At 45.7% G+C, this 19,675-nt stretch carries 18 protein-coding genes; 12 read left to right on the plus strand and 6 right to left on the minus strand.

All coding sequences use genetic code 11. The features are described from left to right. Window positions 1-77: 77 nt before the first annotated feature. Window positions 78-614, minus strand: a complete 537-nt coding sequence (locus tag ACOJR9_RS17405; RefSeq protein WP_420934146.1) for a lipocalin family protein — start codon at window positions 612-614, stop codon at window positions 78-80. Between the two features lie 260 nt (window positions 615-874). Here ACOJR9_RS17405 and ACOJR9_RS17410 point away from each other — a divergent pair, with 260 nt between their 5' ends. Both ACOJR9_RS17410 and ACOJR9_RS17415 read left to right on the plus strand, forming a co-directional pair. Next, window positions 875-1,825 carry an aldo/keto reductase gene (locus tag ACOJR9_RS17410; RefSeq protein ID WP_420936163.1) on the plus strand — a complete coding sequence of 317 codons (951 nt, stop codon included), beginning with the start codon at window positions 875-877 and terminating at the stop codon, window positions 1,823-1,825. An 82-nt stretch (window positions 1,826-1,907) separates the two neighbouring features. Continuing rightward, complete coding sequence (locus tag ACOJR9_RS17415) at window positions 1,908-2,324, plus strand: VOC family protein (RefSeq protein WP_420934147.1); 417 nt, start codon at window positions 1,908-1,910, stop codon at window positions 2,322-2,324. On the opposite strand, the gene ACOJR9_RS17420 is transcribed toward ACOJR9_RS17415, so the two are convergent. Both ACOJR9_RS17420 and ACOJR9_RS17425 read right to left on the minus strand, forming a co-directional pair. Next, window positions 2,311-3,123 (minus strand): mechanosensitive ion channel family protein, encoded by an 813-nt coding sequence (locus ACOJR9_RS17420; protein ID WP_420934148.1) that lies wholly within the window; start codon window positions 3,121-3,123, stop codon window positions 2,311-2,313. The two genes, ACOJR9_RS17415 and ACOJR9_RS17420, sit on opposite strands and share 14 nt — an antisense overlap. A 219-nt stretch (window positions 3,124-3,342) precedes the next feature. Then, window positions 3,343-4,560, minus strand: coding sequence for an MFS transporter (locus tag ACOJR9_RS17425; protein ID WP_420936164.1), 1,218 nt, complete (start codon window positions 4,558-4,560; stop codon window positions 3,343-3,345). Between the two features lie 293 nt (window positions 4,561-4,853). On the opposite strand from ACOJR9_RS17425, the gene ACOJR9_RS17430 reads away from it, so the two are divergent. Beyond that, entirely contained in the window at window positions 4,854-6,803 is a 1,950-nt protein-coding gene (locus ACOJR9_RS17430; protein WP_420934149.1) for an alpha-amylase family glycosyl hydrolase, read from the plus strand. Window positions 6,804-7,114: 311 nt separating this feature from the next. Continuing rightward, a complete protein-coding gene (locus ACOJR9_RS17435) occupies window positions 7,115-7,354 on the plus strand; it encodes a hypothetical protein (protein WP_420934150.1) in 240 nt (79 codons plus the stop codon). A 188-nt stretch (window positions 7,355-7,542) separates the two neighbouring features. On the opposite strand, the gene folE is transcribed toward ACOJR9_RS17435, so the two are convergent. After that, window positions 7,543-8,226 carry a GTP cyclohydrolase I FolE gene (gene folE / locus ACOJR9_RS17440; protein WP_420934151.1) on the minus strand — a complete coding sequence of 228 codons (684 nt, stop codon included), beginning with the start codon at window positions 8,224-8,226 and terminating at the stop codon, window positions 7,543-7,545. 164 nt (window positions 8,227-8,390) lie between these two features. On the opposite strand from folE, the gene folM reads away from it, so the two are divergent. The 3 genes from folM to ACOJR9_RS17455 all read left to right on the plus strand — a co-directional run bounded on the left by folM (window position 8,391) and on the right by ACOJR9_RS17455 (window position 11,188). After that, window positions 8,391-9,098 carry a dihydromonapterin reductase gene (gene folM, locus ACOJR9_RS17445; protein ID WP_420934152.1) on the plus strand — a complete coding sequence of 236 codons (708 nt, stop codon included), beginning with the start codon at window positions 8,391-8,393 and terminating at the stop codon, window positions 9,096-9,098. A 145-nt stretch (window positions 9,099-9,243) separates the two neighbouring features. Next, window positions 9,244-10,308 carry an agmatine deiminase family protein gene (locus ACOJR9_RS17450; protein ID WP_420934153.1) on the plus strand — a complete coding sequence of 355 codons (1,065 nt, stop codon included), beginning with the start codon at window positions 9,244-9,246 and terminating at the stop codon, window positions 10,306-10,308. Then, window positions 10,295-11,188 carry a carbon-nitrogen hydrolase gene (locus ACOJR9_RS17455; protein ID WP_420934154.1) on the plus strand — a complete coding sequence of 298 codons (894 nt, stop codon included), beginning with the start codon at window positions 10,295-10,297 and terminating at the stop codon, window positions 11,186-11,188. The genes ACOJR9_RS17450 and ACOJR9_RS17455 overlap by 14 nt, the downstream gene beginning before the upstream one ends. 180 nt (window positions 11,189-11,368) lie before the next feature. Here ACOJR9_RS17455 and ACOJR9_RS17460 read toward each other — a convergent pair whose 3' ends face one another. Beyond that, window positions 11,369-12,193 carry a ligase-associated DNA damage response endonuclease PdeM gene (locus ACOJR9_RS17460; RefSeq protein WP_420934155.1) on the minus strand — a complete coding sequence of 275 codons (825 nt, stop codon included), beginning with the start codon at window positions 12,191-12,193 and terminating at the stop codon, window positions 11,369-11,371. A gap of 10 nt (window positions 12,194-12,203) precedes the next feature. Beyond that, window positions 12,204-14,666: a ligase-associated DNA damage response DEXH box helicase gene (locus tag ACOJR9_RS17465; RefSeq protein WP_420934156.1), complete on the minus strand. Its 2,463-nt coding sequence runs from the start codon at window positions 14,664-14,666 to the stop codon at window positions 12,204-12,206. On the opposite strand from ACOJR9_RS17465, the gene ACOJR9_RS17470 reads away from it, so the two are divergent. From ACOJR9_RS17470 to ACOJR9_RS17490, 5 genes are all read left to right on the plus strand, one after another. Beyond that, window positions 14,660-14,788 (plus strand): hypothetical protein, encoded by a 129-nt coding sequence (locus ACOJR9_RS17470; protein WP_420934157.1) that lies wholly within the window; start codon window positions 14,660-14,662, stop codon window positions 14,786-14,788. The two genes, ACOJR9_RS17465 and ACOJR9_RS17470, sit on opposite strands and share 7 nt — an antisense overlap. Before the next feature lie 236 nt (window positions 14,789-15,024). Further along, window positions 15,025-15,828 carry a UDP-2,3-diacylglucosamine diphosphatase gene (locus tag ACOJR9_RS17475; protein WP_420936165.1) on the plus strand — a complete coding sequence of 268 codons (804 nt, stop codon included), beginning with the start codon at window positions 15,025-15,027 and terminating at the stop codon, window positions 15,826-15,828. A gap of 43 nt (window positions 15,829-15,871) precedes the next feature. After that, a complete protein-coding gene (locus ACOJR9_RS17480) occupies window positions 15,872-16,693 on the plus strand; it encodes a lipase family protein (protein WP_420934158.1) in 822 nt (273 codons plus the stop codon). Between the two features lie 174 nt (window positions 16,694-16,867). Continuing rightward, window positions 16,868-17,884, plus strand: a complete 1,017-nt coding sequence (locus ACOJR9_RS17485; RefSeq protein WP_420934159.1) for a ligase-associated DNA damage response exonuclease — start codon at window positions 16,868-16,870, stop codon at window positions 17,882-17,884. Further along, window positions 17,884-19,575 (plus strand): cisplatin damage response ATP-dependent DNA ligase, encoded by a 1,692-nt coding sequence (locus ACOJR9_RS17490; protein WP_420934160.1) that lies wholly within the window; start codon window positions 17,884-17,886, stop codon window positions 19,573-19,575. The genes ACOJR9_RS17485 and ACOJR9_RS17490 overlap by 1 nt, the downstream gene beginning before the upstream one ends. The last annotated feature ends 100 nt before the right edge of the window (window positions 19,576-19,675 follow it).

Here is a 19,675-nt window from a genome sequence, read left to right on the forward strand (position 1 = left end):
TCGACACGCCCTTTCAAGGTGAACCTCAACATGCCCTTTTAGCGTTTTTTTCTAACGTTGTTGTCTAAAGTTATTCTCTAATGTGCTGTGTTTTGATTTACCCATATGAGTTTATCGGTGTCGTAGCCCGCATTTTCAGCAAACGTCATTAGTTCTGCGATGGTCGCATCGGGCAATGTTTTCGTTCTCGCTAGCAACCATAAATACTCTCTATCTGGGCCGGTTACTAATGCGTATTGGTAATTTTCCTTATCTAGCTTCATCACAATATAGCTTGCGTAAAATGGCCCAAAAAATGACACTTTAAGGTGCGCAGTGGTGGGCTCATCGACAAAATAAGCGGTACCCTCTGCCTCCTCCCATTCACCAGCTTCTTTTGAATACCCGCGGTTGATAACCTTGACGCCATCATCATCTCTCATAGAGTAAGTAGCCGTAACACGGGAAAGCCCTTCTTCGAAACTATGATCATAACGGGCAAGCTCATACCACTGCCCAAGGTACTTATTGAGATTAAAATCTGTGATGGGCTTCACGCCATCGGGCACGCTTGTGCAGCTCGATAACAGCGCGCAAAGAAAGGTAACAAGTGTTAGTTTTTGTAGAAAGCGCATACTAATTTCCTGATTTCATACGTATTCATAGCATTGGCGTTAATGCCGTCACTTTATTTATTGATACGTCGCTTTTAAATGGGCTGCAACAGCGATATTGTAACTGTCGCGACACAGTCTATACGTCACAGCTTTTTTGAAGAACACTTTTTTTAAAGACACATTTTTTGAAGACAGGGGTTAAAAAGCATATTTTTGAGAACGCACTTTTGAAAGGAAACGCTTTGAGTAACGATTTGAGAAGCCATGCGAAGAAGGGCATGCAAGCACATTTCCCATCTGCCAGCAGACTCGTATACGGCTGCATGGGCCTAGGCGGAGGCTGGAACAATAACCCAGTAACGTCAGACCACATAAACGAAACACATGCCATTATCAATAAAGCGTTAGAGCTAGACATCAACGTATTTGATCACGCAGACATCTATACGTTTGGAAAAGCAGAGCAAGCCTTCGGTGAGGTGCTAAAAACATCGCCCACGTTACGGGAAAAGATGATTATCCAATCAAAATGCGCTATTCGTTTTGAAGATAACTTAGGCCCTAAGCGCTACGACTTCTCGGCGAAATGGATAAACACATCGGTGGAGGGAATTCTGTCCCGTCTACATATCGAGCAAATTGATGTGCTTCTTCTTCACCGACCAGACCCACTTATGGAGCTTGATGAGGTGGCTGAATGTGTGGCATCACTTCAACAGCAAGGTAAGATTAAACACATTGGCGTGTCTAATATGAACGGTCACCAAATAGCGTACCTACAATCTGCGCTATCAACGCCTATCGTAGCCAATCAGCTCGAAATGAGTTTAGGCTTTAGAGAGTGGATAGAGGACGGCATAACCACCAATAGCACTGCCAATCGCCACGTTGGTTATGCATCGGGTACAGTTGAACACTGCATGCTGAACAATGTTCAACTGCAGGCATGGGGAAGTATAGCCCAGGGTCGCTATACAGGTGCCACCACGAATAGTGACACTGACAAGAACACCGCAGAACTCGTAAAACGATTAGCGAGTGAGTACGAGACCACCCCAGAAGCTATTGTATTAGGTTGGCTTATGAGGCACCCCGCTAAAATACAGCCTGTACTTGGCACGACCAATCTTGCAAGACTAGCAGCATGCAAAGAAGCAGATAACTTGACGCTATCGCGTGAGCATTGGTATGCGCTTGTAGAAGCCGCTCGCGGCCAGGAAGTTCCATAACGCTCTTCTGCAGTGGCGTTGCCGTCAACGCCGCTGTATTCCATAACACACGTAGCGCGTTCTTCGCGCAAAGGGGTTTGCTATGTTAAACGGGTTTCATCACGTTGCTATTATTTGTAGTGACTACCCGCGTTCAAAACAGTTTTATACAGAGATATTAGGGTTCAGCGTTATAGCGGAAAACTATCGCGAGGCCCGAGATTCCTATAAATGTGACCTTGCACTTGCCGACGGCAGTCAAATTGAATTGTTCTCGTTTCCTGACGCACCAACTCGCCCTTCTAGACCTGAAGCGCAAGGGTTAAGGCACCTCGCATTTAAAGTAGATGACCTCGATGCAGTTATTCAAACTCTATCGGAAAAAAACGTAGAATGTGAACCCATTCGCGTAGATGAATATACTAACAAGCGCTTTACCTTCTTCCAAGACCCTGACGGTTTACCTCTGGAACTCTATGAGGTGGCGTACGAAAGGGCCAAACAAGCTATAGCATTTTAACTTCACGTTGAGGAAAGGGTATTTCTATCTCCGCCTGTTTTAGGGCGTCGAACACGGCTTTATTCAGCGCATACCGAATTTCAAAATGGCGCGTTGAAGGAGCTAACACCCGTATCCCAACATTAATACTGCTATCGCCGAAATTATCTATACCAATAGAGTGCATCTTGTCTGAAGGAACACCGTCTACCGACGTCACTGCATCTGTCACTACTGCAAGCACGCGGTCTACGTCACTTGAATAGGCTACGCCAACAGACAGCTCAATAAGCATGTTGTCTGCGGAGTTATGCAGCACTTCCCCCACAATCAGTTTATTAGGAATTTGAATAGTGACATTATCTTCATCGATAAGCAGGGTGTAAGGCAGCATTACTTGGTCTACCACACCCGAGACGCCCTGCACTCTTATGGTATCGCCAACAACGAAAGGACGGGTAATGATAATGGTAAAGCCCGCCGCATAGTTCGCAAGCATTCCTTGAATGGCTAGCCCAGCGCCAAGACCCACAGCACCTATGGCTGCAATTAACGGCGTAACGCTTATTCCGATATTGCCTAGCGCAATAATGATAACGATGCCTAGGACAACCAGCTTACTGGCGCCCCCTGTGAAGCGACTTAGCGTGATATCAATATCTCGGTTGATCATCACGTTCTCAACAACACCACCTATTTTTGCCGCTAACCACCAGCCCACCAAAAAGATAACCAGGGCGCCAAACATCTGGAAACTGTAGGTTACTGCAAATTCTACCAAGGTATCGTAGAGTGCTTGGGCTTGTTTGAGTTCGTCCATAGGTGAAAAAATACGTCAATAATTGAGATGTCCCGAGGATAAACAACATTGAAACTACATACAATAAAATGAAGACTCTAGAGCGTGTGGGTGACGTGAAGTGTCTGCGCAACTAGACACGGCCCAAATGAAAACACCCCCAGTTATTGGAATGTCCAATGACTAGGGGTGTTTCATAGTATTCATGTTGTCGTTTAGTTGAGGCTCTAACTTACGGCGTTAATTGCTGTATTCAGACGCTTCAACTTCGGCTAGACGCTTTTGCGTTGGGTTTTTAACAAAGTTGTACACCATGCCAACAAACAAGATAGTGGCAAAAGCCGTTGCGACCATAAATCCGTACTTAGCGTCGCCACCATTTGCATCGCTCACCAAGCCCATGATAAATGGTCCAGCCGCTGCACCTGCTGCGGTGAAGAAAAGAATAACTCCCGCAACACTGCCGTGCTGGTGCTTAGGAAAACAGCTTATTCCTTTAGAATTAAAGGTAGGGTAAATAACCGACATGAAAATACCTGTTAACGGGAATAAATAGAGCGCTACCTGCTTGCCACCCATCAGTCCGGCGCCAAAGCAAAGCACAATGCCGCCACTGAATAACATTAGCACAAGTGCCCAATTAAAATGCGACATCATCCAGATACCAACAAAGCGACCCGCGGCGCGCAAAATAAAAAACGCAGTTACCGAGTAAATCGCTAAGGTTTGGCTGAAGCCTTCTGTGTAGCAGTCGTAAGTTGCTCGAAGTGTAGAGGCATCACATACTAAATAGCTAGGCATCCACACGTATATTGCGCTTTCCGCAGCCACATATAAGAATGCGCCGACAGAGAAACCAAAAGCATAAGGGTTTTTTACCAAGGCTAAACTTTGCAATACCGAAACTTGTTTTACTTTGTCACTTTTTTCTCTAGTGTAATTGGGGTATTTGACGAACAGTGCACCCACAATTAATACAGTACATACACCACCGGCAATAACATAAAGCCACTGCCACGCCACGCCTTGGTGGATTAAATAGGCGACAATTAGCGGCCCTATAATTGCACCGACGCCAAAGAATGCCTCTGCGCCGTTCATAGTGGAAGTGTGCTGTTTAGTGGACGAGGAAATATCGCCTATAAGTGCAAGCGCGCCGGTTTTAAACACGCCTACCGCAACCCCAGATAAACTCATTAAACTTACGATAAGTAGAAAATCGTCAGCGATCAAAAAGCTATAGCACGCCACACCAAAAATGGCTAGCCCCATGATAATAGTTGGCTTTCTACCTATTTTATCCGCTAAGAAACCCAAAAATAAGCCTGACAACGCTATACCCAACATGGGAAGGGAGTGCATAAGACTTGCTTGTGCATTAGTGACAGAAAAGGCCACCTTAACTTCCTTTATAATTTCCCCTACTGAGTCTGATGTCATGGCAAACATCATAAACATAAGGTAGGTTAACCATCTTATAATTCTGCTATTTTGATCCTGATTGGACATAGTGAGTCTCGCATCAATACTGCTATTAAAGCCTAAAACCAAGCTAATTTATGTTATTCGTTCGCCGCTATCTAGACGCACTAGACTATTTGATGAACAAATATGTAAGTTTATTTGATAAAATAACTTAATCGTTTAAGATAAAAGTTAACAGAATTTAAAATCCCTGTAAACTTGATAATTATTATCTTTCTTTTAACGCAACAGAAAAAGCGGATTTGCGTAACATTTTGGAGCCACCTATGAACTATGCTGCTGACGTTAGTGTTTGCCTAGAGCGCATCTTGGAATCTACCGATCTATCAGGCCTAACGAAGAAGGACGCGACGTTATTTACCCGACGTCTGGAAGCGCATTTTCCTTCACTCTTCGAAAAATACACGTACGTGTACGGCCACCAATACGACTGTTATTATCATATACAAAAATTAGTGGAAACGTTAAGAGATGGGGTTAAGAAAAGAAAGCCAGCACTTAAAAAGCTTGACGAAAGCAGGCTTCAATCACCGCTGTGGTATCGTGACGAAAAGCAAGTGGGTTTAGCGTGTTACGTTGACCTAATGGGCCCTACCCTCAACGACCTTCACGACCGTATTCCTTATTACAAAGCGTTAGGTATTACCTACCTGCATCTAATGCCACTTTACGATGCACCTGCTGGCGACAGCGATGGTGGCTACGCGGTGTCTGATTATCGCAAAGTAAACCCCACATTAGGCACCACAGCAGATTTAGAAAAGCTTGCTGACGCTCTGCTCAAAGAAGGCATCAACCTGGTACTCGATTTTGTGTTTAATCACACCTCTGACGAGCATCGCTGGGCAAAGGCAGCGCTTGAGGGTAAAAAACAATATCAGAACTATTATTACGTTTATGACGATAGAACCATACCCGACCAATATGAAACCACGCTGAGAGAAATATTCCCTCAGGTTCGTCGAGGCAGCTTTACCTTCAACGAACAGATGCAAAAATGGGTGTGGACTACCTTTAACAGCTTTCAATGGGACTTGAATTACAGTAACCCAGAAGTGTTTAACGCCATTACTTCAGAAATGCTGTTTTTGGCTAATTTAGGCTCTGCAGCCCTTCGCCTAGATGCCCTTGCATTTATTTGGAAGGAAATGGGGACTAACTGCGAGAATCAGGACAAAGCCCACGTTTTGATCCAGGCGTTTAATTGCTGCTTAGAAATAGCGGCGCCTGCGGTGGTATTTAAGTCAGAAGCCATTGTGCACCCCGACGAAGTCAATAAATACATTGGCGAACACGAGTGTAAGTTATCTTATAATCCTCTTCTGATGGCACTGCTTTGGAATAGCTTAGCAACGAGGAAAACCAGACTTCTCACTCGCTCAATGCAAAAGAGCTTTGCTATTTCTGATAATTGTACCTGGGTGAATTATGTTCGCTGCCATGATGATATTGGATGGACCTTCGACGATGATGTGGCACACGAGCTTGGCATTAATGGTAATGATCATCGCTTTTTCTTAAATCAGTTTTTTACAGGGCGTTTTGAAGGCAGCTTCGCTAATGGCGTGCCGTTTGCAGAGAATCCAACAAATGGCGATTGTCGCGTTTGTGGGTCGCTCGCCTCTCTGTGCGGGTTAGAAAGTGCCCTACAAAACAATGATGCAAAAGGCATTGAGGAAGCCGTCAACCGCATGTTGTTACTTTACGGCATTACATTCAGTATTGGTGGTATACCACTACTGTACTCTAGCGATGAAATTGCCAAACTCAATGACTACAGCTACCGTAATGATATTACCAAGCAACACGACGACCGTTGGGTAAATAGGATAGCCGTTACTCCAGAAGATACCGCACTGGCCATGGAGCAAATACAGCGTTCATTGAGCCCCCAAGAGGACGCGAGTTTGAAGGTGTTTAAAGGCCTTCAGCACATGCTTTCAATACGCAAAACCCATGCTGTATTTGGTAAGGCGAGAACGTACATTTTAGAAGCTAGCAATCACCACTGTTTTGCATTTTTAAGAGAAAATGAAAACGGCGAAAAATTACTAGTAATCAGTAACTTCAGCGAACACATACAGCAAGTTGATGGTGAGATACTAAGAGCGCTAAACGGCACATCGTGTAAAGACTTATTATCTCACAGTACCTTTAAAGGTGATGAGAAGGTAGTCACACTTCGCCCTTTCCAACAGCTTTGGATGACACACTAAACGTATTTTTACCTTATTCGCCGCATTAACCGAATTTGGGCGTACAATAAAGGCGCAGCAGTCATCGCTTCTGTGCCTTTATTATTATACATAGCAAACACTTATCTTTTTTTAATGACTTTTTAAGGCAAATATTACCAATATCACTATACTTTAATTTAGTGAAAGCCTTAGTTTTACGACGTTGCGCTAGGAAGCGCCACCGTCAAATCAGTTGTTCACTTTTAAGCTTTTGAAAATTCATACATCACGCAATTCTTGTGCCTAGGGATACTGAGCACGCAACGGAAATATCACGCAAAGCGTGAAATATGGACATCATTATGGGGAAAGAAAAAATTATGCATGGCGAAAGCGGATTGGAATATATGTGCCCGCATTGCGGGGCAACAAACACAGTTCAAATTGGTATACTCAAAGATATGTATACCGAAAAATTTGATTCCTGTAGTGGCTGTAAGAAACACCTAAGTCTAACACCCGCTGACGGCGTTGGCGGAAAGATAAACTTGGTCATTGACGCCTTAGACCCCGATTTTCGGGCCAGATAAATTCAAAAGACAAATTCAAACGATATATCCACAATACACATTCAAAAAAAGCCGCGTTATAAATGCTCTTGTGGAGCGATTATGACGCGGCTTTTTGGGTTGCTTTTAGTTGCTGATGAAACTAGTGCTGAAATATGCCTATAAGTCTCTCTTTAACCCCCTTCTTTAAACCAAGCTTTAAAGGCTGGCTATGAAAAGAAGCTGCGTTTCAAATCCGCATCGGTAAGGAACTGACCGCCTAGTGCCGACGTTTTAGTATACGAGTTTGTGTCCTTGATGCCTCTCGCTTTCACGCAGTAGTGCGTAGCATTAATCGACACCGCCACATCATCTGTTCTCGCTAACGTCTGTAAAGCCACGAGTACCTGCTGAGTTAACCTTTCTTGAACCTGCGGACGCTGAGCAAAAAAGCTAACAAGACGATTTATTTTAGACAAACCAATGACGGTATCTTTTGGAATGTACGACACTGTCGCAGTGCCGTCGATAGTTACAAAATGATGCTCGCAGGTGCTTGTTAAACTAATGTCAGACACTTGCACAGGCTGGTCAATCTGCATCTTGTTTTCGATGGCAGTAATTTTAGGAAATTTCCTATAGTCTAAGCCACCAAAAATTTCGTTCACATACATTTTTGCAATGCGCGTTGGCGTATCGCACAAGCTGTCGTCCGTCAAATCTAGACCTAGCGTTTCCATTACGTCGCGCATGGCACTCGCAATTCGCATACGCTTTTGCTCGTCGCTTAGGCCGTTAGGCACCATGGGCGTTTCTAAGCCTTTCGCTTCTAATACATTTCGTACACGCTGCGCTGATTCAGATATAGAGGGATCGATTGCCTCACGCACTATTACCGCTTCTTTTGCTAACATTGGATTATCCGTATATGACTTCTTTTTTTAACTTCTACGCACATCAATGCGTTACAGATCGACTAGCCTAGTAAATGACTTTTTTTTAATATAGTTGGCACGTTATGTACCAATGGCACACTATTTACGTATTCCTTTACATATTAACTATTTAGGAAAATACTTTGGCCTCACCTATACTTATTACAGGCGCTAGTCAGCGATTGGGACTGGCTATGGCAGACAGCTTGCTCGAAGAGGGTAATGCCGTTGTCGTAACCTACAGAACATTGCGACCCACAATAGAAAAACTCAAAGACAAGGGCGCAACCGCTATTCATGCAGATTTTAGCACTGAGCAGGCTATTGATCGAGCAATTGATGATATTAAGGCAGCAAGCGGAAGCTATCGCGCCATCATTCATAACGCCTCCGATTGGGCACAAGAAAAAGACCATGACGATAAGCACAGCTTGTTTAACCGCATGATGAATGTTCATGCTCTCGCACCCTACCGTATTAATCTTGCCTTAGCCCATTCGCTTTCAAATCAAGGTGGTTTTAGCGACATTATTCACATGACAGACTATGTGCAGGATACGGGCAGTGAAAAACATATGGCCTATGCGGCCAGCAAAGCAGCTTTGCACAACTTAACGCTCTCTTTTGCAAAAAAATTGGCTCCCCACGTAAAGGTAAATAGCATTGCCCCTGCCCTTCTCATGTTTAATGAAGGTGATGACGAGGCTTATAAACAGAAGGCATTGAAGAAATCAGTACTTGAAACGGTACCTGGCGCACAAGAAGCAGTAAAAGCTATGCACTATTTGCTTAACAGCGATTACATCACGGGGCAAACCCTGCATTTAAATGGCGGTCGGCACTTAAGATGATGTGAAGGCTCATAATAATGAGGAAAATAGTGTGTTAGATGCTTTTTGTAACGTGAAGCCAATGCCGTAAATTTATTATACGGAGCCTTGGTGGGACTGCACGGTACAGTTATACTTAGCCTTTCACTGTTTACTTGGATGAACTATGCAGGGCACACGCACTATGGCGCCAGAATGGCATGATGCAGACGCTATCATGCTGGCATGGCCTCACGCCCAGACTGACTGGGCACTATGGCTTGAAGAAGCCAGAGACACCTATATCAACGTCATAACTGCAATAAACCGATATAATGCAGGGGTAATACTACTTTGTGCACCCGCCGATATCGATGACCTAATTGCGCGCCTTGCACAGGATGCACGTGTATTAATTGTACCGGCGACATATAACGACACTTGGATGCGCGATTATGGGTTTATTACCTGCTTAGATAGCGAAAAAAATGGCTATCCAGTGGAGTTTCGCTTTAACGGCTGGGGCAATAAGTTTAATGCTGAGGACGACAATCTTGCCAATCAGCGATACCTGGCCGCTCTGTGTAAATCGGTATTAAGAAGCAGCCCTGTTGTTGCTGAAGGCGGCGCACTTGAAATTGACGAACAAGGGCATTTGCTAACCACTGCACAATGCTTGTTAAACCCAAAGCGCAATGGCGATATGGCATTGTCTTCCTATGCTGATGCCTTTAGCGATATATTGGGATGTAGCAAGGTTACCGTATTACAACATGGGCATCTTGAAGGTGATGACACCGACGGTCACGTAGATACGCTGGTTCGATTTACGCCTAATACAGGACTCGTTATTCAAGCGTGTGATAACCGCCCCAATGACAGTCACTTTGAAGGGTTGAAGGCGCTTTGCGACGAATGCGCCCTTGAACTTCCAGAGCATCAACAGTACCGCTTACCGCTACCGCTCATCAACAATGAGGACGGCGATAGATTACCCGCCTCTTATGCTAACTATCTCATTTGCAACGGCGCTGTTTTACTTCCTATTTACGGGCAAGACGAAGACAGGGAAGCGATTAATGTAATTCAAAAAGCGTTTCCAAATTACATTGTTGAACCAATTGATTGTCGTGTACTCGTAAAGCAATACGGCAGTTTGCACTGCATTTCTATGCAAGTGCCGAAAAACACGCTGAAAGACGACATCATTGCGACATTAAGGAAAGGAGTATCACTACATGCCCCCAAATAAGCTAAAAGTGGGCCTTGTACAGCAGGCTGTTAACGACAATGACAAAGCGACAAATTGGAACAAAAGTGCTGAGCAAGTGGCTAAGCTCGCTGAGCAAGGTTGTGAGTGCATTTTACTGCAAGAACTGCACAGCACCTTATATTTTTGCCAGCAGGAAGACACCAACGCCTTTGATTTAGCAGAGCCAATTCCAGGACCGGCGACGGACTTTTTTGGCGAACTCGCTGAAAAGCACAACATCGTTTTGGTAACTTCGCTTTTTGAAAAGCGTGGCTCAGGGCTTTATCACAATACCGCGGTCGTTTTTGATAGAAGTAGAGAGATTGCTGGGAAATATCGCAAGATGCATATCCCTGATGACCCAGGTTTTTACGAGAAGTTTTATTTTACACCGGGCGACACAGGCTTTGAACCCATACAAACAAGTGTTGGAAAATTGGGTGTACTTGTGTGTTGGGATCAATGGTATCCAGAAGCGGCGCGCCTAATGGCAATGGCCGGTGCAGACTTGTTGTTTTATCCCACTGCAATTGGCTGGGATGTGAACGACACGGCCGAGGAGCGTACCCGTCAACACGGCGCGTGGGAAACCATTCAGCGCTCGCACGCTGTGGCTAACTCAGTTCCGGTTATCGTAGCTAACCGTACTGGCTTTGAAGCGTCACCGGTTGAAGGCGACCCAGGTATTCAGTTCTGGGGGCAGAGCTTTGTAGCAGGCCCTCAGGGTGAAATACTGGCAAAGGCCGATGCAGAGGGTGAAACTACGCTATCAGTTGAGCTTGATATGGAACGTACCGAGCAGGTTAAACGCATTTGGCCTTACTTCCGTGACCGTCGCATAGATGCCTATGATGACCTAACAAGACGTTGGCGCGACTAATAAAATAAAAGCAAACAAATGGGGGTCAGAAACAAATGGGGGTCAGAGTGCATTTTTCTGAGCGGCAGCAGCTTCTAAATTGTAATCTGACCCCATTTTTGTCCTAAACTGTAATCTGACCCCATTTTTGTCGAGCCAATGGTGTAAAAATGCTGAGTATTAAATGCGATGCTTTAAACGCTATGTTTTAAAAATGATACCGTCGTACATCATAAACGTATTCCTTTCGTTTTTTGCCAGCAGTGCCAGCATCACCTCATCTTCGATGTCTAGGCCGCCGGTGAATTGTCCAAACGCAGGCATAACAAATAGCTTACTCGTTGATATAAAGCACTTTCCCGAATAGCGCCTGCGTGAGATGGCGGTTCGCATTTTAGGGTGAAAATGACCAATAATTTGCGCCGGATTTTTACATGCTGAATCGCCAGGCACACCGACTGTTTGCTGGTCTGGCAACTCGTTAAGATGTTGTTCTTTGAGCGCCTGACAAGATAAATTATCAAAAGCATTGGGCCGATACTGTGTAGGCTCATGGCGAAACACCACATCATATGCTCCCTCTTTGTTAAGGTGTATCTCTTCACAAGCTTCACCGGGAATACCCTCGGGCAAGTCAGGATCGTGATTGCCCTCTACCCAGCTCCACTGTGCCACTTGCGATACTAAATTGCACAAATAGGCTCGGTCTTCAGCTGTCATTCGAGCCATGCTGTGCTTGTCGTGAAAACTATCGCCTAAACTGATGACTCTTGCCGGCTGATAGTCTTCAATAATAAGCGCTAGGCGCTTGAGGGTGGCTTGAGAGTCTACACTTGGCAGCGGGTTGCCATAACTTCGTAAATAGCTTCCTTTTTCTAAATGCAAATCTGACACCACCAGCCAGTCTAGCGCCGGCAAATACGCCACGCCTCTGGCATCTAGCACCCACAGAAGCCCCGCAAATTTGGTTATACTGAGTTTTCTTTTTGCTAACTGAGACGTTAGCCAACTGTCGCTGATTGCCAATGAATACCTATTATTGTGTTTGCGAAAGCAATGCCCGTACGTCTTCTAGCATGTTTTCAGCCTCAGCGTACAAATCTGCTTGCTCTATGATTGCTTGAGCCCCTGCGCCTTTAATTTGTTCACTGCGAACATTTAGCACAATAGGAATAGCCATGGGAGACACTTTTTCTAAATTGACCAAGGTCGCGCTATCAACATAGCGAATAAGCAGGTTTGCTAGCCTAGACAAATCGAGCAACTCTCGCTCTGCGTCCTCTCTTGCCACTTTTAATAAAATATGGTCAGGGTCGTGCTCACGCAAGGTGTCGTAAATTAAATCTGTCGAAAACGTTACCTGTTTCATGGTTTTTTGACTGGCGTGATAGCGCTGCTCTGTGAGCCCGCTCACCACAGCAACTTGGCGAAACGACCGTTTTAGCATAGGTGCCTGTAGCATCCAGTCTTCTAACTCGTCGCCCAATATATCGGGCTGGAATAAACGCTGAAGCTGATGCTGTGTAATTGGGTTCACCGACGCTATTGATAGCCCGTAGTCAGTAACGCTAAAGCTAAGGGGCTTAATACTCATCTTTTCCATACGACGGGTTAACAACATGCCAAGGGTTTGGTTGGCCTTGCGTCCGTCAAAGGTGTAATACAATGTGTAATACGCTTGTCGAAATGGAAATTGCTCTACCAATACATTACCGGGCTTTGGCAGTTGAGAGAAAGCCTCTTGCAGGGTTAACCACTCTTGCACTTGTGTAGGCAGTGCTTTCCACTTCGAGCTATCGGCTAAAATCCCTCTCACGCCATCGGCTAAGTACGTAGACAACGGCATTTGCCCGCCACTGTAACTCGGTATTTTAGGCTCTTTTGCCTTGGCAGGCTTCGCGTGAAGCTGCATGTCTCTTATGGCTTCGTATTTCAGTACTTCGCCGGCAAAGTAGAAGGTATCACCTGGGGTAAGCTGTTGCGCAAAATACTCCTCCACTTCACCAATAATTTTGCCCTGATTTCCGCGGCGTATTCGTTTAACTTTAAGACGGCCAGACTCCACAATTGTACCGATATTCTGCCTGTGCCGCTGGATCACGCGCCGATTCGCTGGGGAAAACGTACCGTCGTCGTTCTCTAATAACCGCTGATAGCGCTCGTAGGCATTCAGGGCACTGCCGCCATCTAATGTGAACTGCCATAGTTTATCAAAATCACTTCTGTCTAACCCTTGATAAGGGGTGGCGTTTAGCATTTGCTGGTACAAGGTGTCAGGTTTATCAGCCTGACTGCACAAACAGTTCAAAATAAACTGGGGAATAATATCCAGCGCCCCCGAGTGCGGAGCATCACCATCTAGCTCACCTTTGTTAATGGCAGCTATCGCAGCCTGACATTCTAGCGCCTCAAAGCGATTCGCGGGAACTAGCAGCGCTTCACTCGGTTCATCCAGTCGGTGATTAGCCCTGCCAATACGCTGCAATAATCGGCTGACCCCCTTCGGCGCCCCCACTTGTATCACCTTGTCTACATCTCCCCAGTCTATACCCAACTCTAGGGCAGATGTACACACCACAGCGCGCAGCATACCGCTTGCCATCATAGCTTCGGTTTTGCGACGTTGCTCCTTGCTTAAACTACCGTGGTAAAGGGCAATAGGCAGCGCCAGCTTGTTGGCTTCCCACAGCATTTGAAACAGTAATTCCGACTGCGCTCGGGTATTAACAAACACCAGTGTGGTTTTCGCTTTTTCTATTGCCTGGTAAATATCATCAATGGCATAGCGCGCTATAAACCCACCAAAGGGCATTCGTGCTTTTGAATGCAGCATCTCTACCTTGGGCTTCTCCCCTGCCTTTACTTTAACAATGTTGGCAGTACTGTCGCTGCCTGCTAGCCAGGCGCCAAGCGTTTCAGGGAAGGCCACGGTGGCTGATAAACCAATACGCTGCATGGCCGGCGATAACATAGATAGCCGGGCTAACGCTAATGATAGGAAGTCTCCACGTTTATTCGCCATTAAGCTGTGGGTTTCATCTATGATCACCCGCTTCAGCTTGCCAAATAGTTTATCTGCATCAGCATAGCTCAGCATTAACATCAGCGACTCAGGCGTGGTCAATAATATATGCGGCGGCTTTTTACGCTGGCGCTGACGTTTGTGGGAAGGTGTATCTCCGGTTCGGGTTTCTGCACTAATTCCCAACCCCATTTCTTCAATAGGCTGCAGCAAGTTGCGATGGATATCCTGGGTGAGCGCTTTTAGGGGGGAGATGTATAAGGTGTGCAACCCCGTGAAGTTTGACGTGCTCAGCAACGCATCTAACTCTACTAGACTCGGTAGAAAGCCCGATAATGTTTTTCCCGCTCCTGTGGGTGCAATAAGCAAGGTGCAGTCATGCTTGTCTTTATCAATAAGCATATCCCGCTGATAATCGCGAAGCTGCCACCCTTTCTTTTTAAACCACTTGGCAAATACAGGAGGTACTGATGTCATTAATTAACTTACTTCCATTTTTTACTCGTTATACGCAAGTTACTCAGTTAGGTTTACCAGCAAAGTTTATTTGCACCGGTTATCTTCCTCAACCCTTTGCACTCACCCGTCCTAGCAGTTAAAAGAAAGCAGTTAAACGCAAGCATTCAAATGAATGTGCTTTAACAAGAGAGCTTTCACCTCACTCTTGTAACGAACTGTTATAGCGAACTGTTATAGCGAACTGCTGTACCCCATTGTTGCAGTGCACTGATTTCAGAACAGCACCGTAACGATATCGTCATGAAGGTGTCAATTAACTGTCAAGTTGATTGTTTAGGGTATGGCCACACCCAATGACTATTTGAGCATTTTAATGATTAAGGCTCCTCACTTCAGAAGCGTTTTTATCTCAGATACACACCTTGGCAACAAAGACTGCAAAGCAGAATTTCTTCTTCACTTTCTCAACAATATGACCTGCGACAGGCTTTACCTAGTGGGCGATATTGTAGACATGTGGTCGATGAGCAAACAGTTTCGCTGGCCAGATGCGCATAACGAAGTGATACATAAAGTTATCCAGCTTAGTCATGAATCGACAAAAGTCATTTTTCTACCGGGCAATCACGATGCTCCCTTACAAAAATATTCAGGAATGCAGTTTGGCGATATAGAGATAAAGCGCCAATACGTACACGAAACCGCAGCGAACAAACGCTACTTGGTGTTGCATGGTGATCAATGTGATGGCGATGTGACGTTAGGCCGCTTTCACGCCTGGATTGGCGATAAGGCCTATGACGCCCTACTTTTTGCAAATCGCTGGTTTAACCTGCTGCGAAGCTGGAGAAAGCAAAGCTATTGGTCGCTAGCAGGCTACATTAAGCAGCGTGTAAAAGGCGCAAATAAGGCCATAGCACGGTACAAAAACGCCACTACCAAGCGGGCAAAAGCGCTGCAGCTTGATGGCGTCATATGCGGCCACATTCACCACCCGGAGTCGGATATGGTGAATGGGATTCATTATGTGAACGACGGCGATTGGATAGAAAATTGCTCAGCGCTAGTTGAAGACAGCGCCGGGAATTTACAGCTAATAGACTGGGTTGTGTATACCAAACAAGAAACGGTGTCTGAACTAGACCTTAGATACCTTGATTCGAAAAATAAGGCGGCGTAATGCGTACGTCAACCAAATGAATGCATGTGAAAGACATTAGCCATTGAAGAAACTTAAGCGGTATCAGTACGAGCGCTATGCCGTACTGTGTAAGTTGGCATATCCGAAAGAATTTGACTATTCATCACTGGGCTTTTCAGCCCATCAGCACCATGCTGTGTGCGATTCACGCGGCACCGTTGTGGCACGCATTCTCTGCCGCCCAAAGAAAAAAGAAGTTATCGTGCTGTTTAGGGGCACCCAATCCATCCGAGATTGGTTACTCAACTTTTGTATTTTCCCAAGTAAAGCAAAGGGAAACTTTAAAGATAAATCAAAGCATAACGGCTATGTTCATTTTGGCTATCAGCTTCTGCTCAATCAAAAAAGCCAGACCACTATCTCCTTGCCTGCTGACAAGAAAAAAACCAGCGCAACGCTAAGTATATATGAAGATATCGAAGCCAAATTGGCGCCACTTATTTGCGCGGGCAAGCGCATAACATTTACCGGGCATTCTTCCGGCGGTGCCATGGCGGTGCTAGCGGCGCAGCGTCTTGAATTGGCATTTCCTAACAGTGTGCGTCGCGTTGTCACTTTTGGTCAGCCCTCTACCAGCTACCGGCGATTCTTTAAGCATTACTTACTTCACCAACGTACATTCAGAGTGGTTTGCGACCTAGATATCGTCACGTTCCTCCCTCCAATTCCAGGATTGTTTAAGCACCTTGGCCGATCGCTTTGGTTACATAACGAGCGCGTTTATGAGAACGCTAAGCCTATCTGGCGGCTATATCGGGTTATTTCTCAGTGGCTGATTTCTCCCATCTCCTATCATTACATGCATAAATACATTCGAAATAAAGATTTCTTCGACAAACACTAATTTGTATTGACTTTGAACATGCACAACGCAGGAAGACAGTAGACACACTGCTGCATAGCTTCACATCTTATTCCATAACGAAGCTCTCAATGCTATTGGCATTTTCTGCAAGTGGTCGCTTTGTCTTTTATTTCGTATTTATATTTATTGCAAATACAGAGGGAAACGTTGCCTGTGCATCCATCAACATGGCTAAAGACTGATAACACTGGCTTGTACTGCGAACCGGGTGGGTTCTACATTGACCCCATGACAGAAGTAGATACTGCATTAGTGACTCACGGCCATGCAGATCATGCACGATCAGGGCATCATACGGTTTACGCCAGTGTAGAAACCTTGGCCATTATGCAGACTCGCTATGGCGAAGATATGGCCGTTAAGCAACACACTGTTGCCTTAGGTGAAAAGCTCACGTTTAACGATGTCACGGTAACCTTTTATCCTGCCGGTCATATTTTGGGCTCTACGCAGATACTGTTGGAATATGGCGGCTACCGTGTAGTGGTATCTGGCGACTACAAAAGACGTCACGATCCCACCTGCCCGCCTTTTCAAGTTGTGCCTTGCGATGTGCTCATTACCGAGGCCACATTTGGACTGCCTGTGTTCGAACACCCTCCCATTGCAAATGAAATAGAGAAATTGCTTCACTCGCTGCGGGTATTCCCCACTCGGTGTCACGTAGTAGGCGCCTATGCCCTAGGCAAGTGCCAACGTTTGATTATTGCGCTTAGAGAGGCAGGCTACCACAAGCCTATTTATCTACATGGCGCTCAATTGAAGTTATGCGATTTATACCAACAGTTTGATATTGACCTTGGCGAACTTATCCCTGTCTCGCAGGTGGAAGATAAAAAAGAGCTCGCCGGAGAAATTGTGATTGCTCCGCCTTCTGCGTTGGCAGATAGATGGTCGCGAAGTCTTCCAAATGTGCGCACTGTGATGGCATCGGGCTGGATGCAAATTCGCGCCCGCGCCAAGCAGCGAAATGCCGAACTCCCGCTGATTATTTCCGATCACTGCGACTGGCCTGAATTACTGAAAACCATTGAGGAAGTCAACCCGAAAGAGGTGTGGGTGACTCACGGAAGAGAAGATGCGCTGATGTATCAAGCTGAAAAGATGGGGTTTAAAGCCCGAGCACTGTCATTGGTGGGCTATGACGAGGAAGAACAAGGCGGTGATTAATGGAGGCGTTTAGTAACCTGTTAGAGCAGCTGTACTTTACCGCTGGAACGAAAGCAAAAGCGCAGCTTATTGCTGACTATATTGAAAACACCCCCGACCCAGATAGAGGCTGGGCTATTGCGGCCATGGCAGGCACTCTGCGGTTTGATTTTTTTAAACGCAATACCGTGAAAAAACTGATTACCGAGCACACCGACCCCGCCCTATTTGCGATGAGCTACGATTATGTGGGCGAAGTGAGTGAAACCGTTGCGCATCTGTGGCCGTTCAACAGCCCGGTGTCACCCTTACCGTCTCTTCATAGTATTGTAGATACTTTTGCCACTGTCTCTAAACAGAAAGTGTCAGCTACGCTGGCCGAATACTTAACTATGATGACACCGTCCCAGCGCTGGGCACTGCTGAAATTAGGCACTAGAGGGCTGCGCATTGGCGTATCAGCACGCTCAATAAAGCAAATATTGGCTGACTACGGCAACAAGGATATTAAAGAGATAGAAACCTTATGGCACGCGGTAAACCCACCTTATACCGAGCTTCTACAGTGGTTAGAAGGGAAGGCCGACAAGCCTGATATAGAAAATGCCGTCACATTTCATCCCGTCATGCTTTCTCACCCCATTGAAGACAATGATATCGACACCTTTGATGCCAACCTTTGGCAAATTGAAAATAAGTACGACGGAATTCGTGTACAGCTTGCGGTGAATACTGAGCGTGCTGGCAAGGATAAAGACAGTGAAAAACGCCCATCCAATCTCGCTGATGAACAGGAGCGCGAAAAGGCGCTGTTCTCTCGAACAGGTGACGATATCAGTCACTCATTTCCTGATTTATTGGACGACATGAGCGGCAACATGGTGCTAGATGGCGAGCTATTGGTTATTCACAATACCGAGGAGGCTAAGGCCAGTGCATCAGATATGGCCAGCAGCTTGTCTACATCAGAGCCTGTCGTTGATACGTTTAATGCGCTGCAGCAAAGACTTAACAAGAAAAAGCCAACCAAACCCTTAATGCAGTCAAATCCGGTGGGGCTCATTGTTTACGATGCCCTTGTACTAGAGGGCGAGAAGCTGACTTCCTTAACATTGGAAGCTAGGCGTAAAAAATTAGCCTCTTGGTTTGAGCAAAAGAAGCCGCCTCGGCTATTTTTATCTAACACCTTACGTGCATCATCGCCCGAAAGTTTGCGCGCCCTTCATAACACGGTTTGCGACAATAGATCCGTTGAAGGGCTTATGATTAAACGACTCGACAGTACATATGTGCCCGGTCGACCTAAAGGCCAGTGGTATAAGTGGAAGCGAGACCCTTTAGTCGTAGATGCGGTGATCATGTACGCGCAGCGAGGACACGGAAAACGTTCAAGCTTTTATTCAGACTTTACTTTTGGCGCATGGGAAGGCGAGCAATTATTGCCTATTGGCAAAGCTTACTCAGGGTTTACCGACGAAGAATTGAAAAAATTAGATAATTGGGTGCGACGCAATGCGGTTGGCCGGTTTGGCCCGGTAAGAGAAGTGAAAAAAGAGCTGGTTTTCGAAGTCGCTTTTGATGCAGTGCACCCTTCTAATCGTCATAAATCGGGAGTGGCCCTTCGCTTCCCGCGAATTCATCGGATACGCTGGGACAAGCCTGCGAATGAAGCAGATACCTTAGACGCGCTTAAAGAACTGATAGAGCGTTAAACAAAGAGCCTGTTACGCCACTGCATAACAGGCTCTTTGTTGCGTTGCTTGTCGCTTTAACTATTCTGCGCTTAGCTCATTTAGCGCTTCGCCTATTTAA

This window comes from Alteromonas ulvae (genome assembly GCF_048987005.1).
Classification (GTDB): Bacteria; Pseudomonadota; Gammaproteobacteria; order Enterobacterales; family Alteromonadaceae; genus Alteromonas.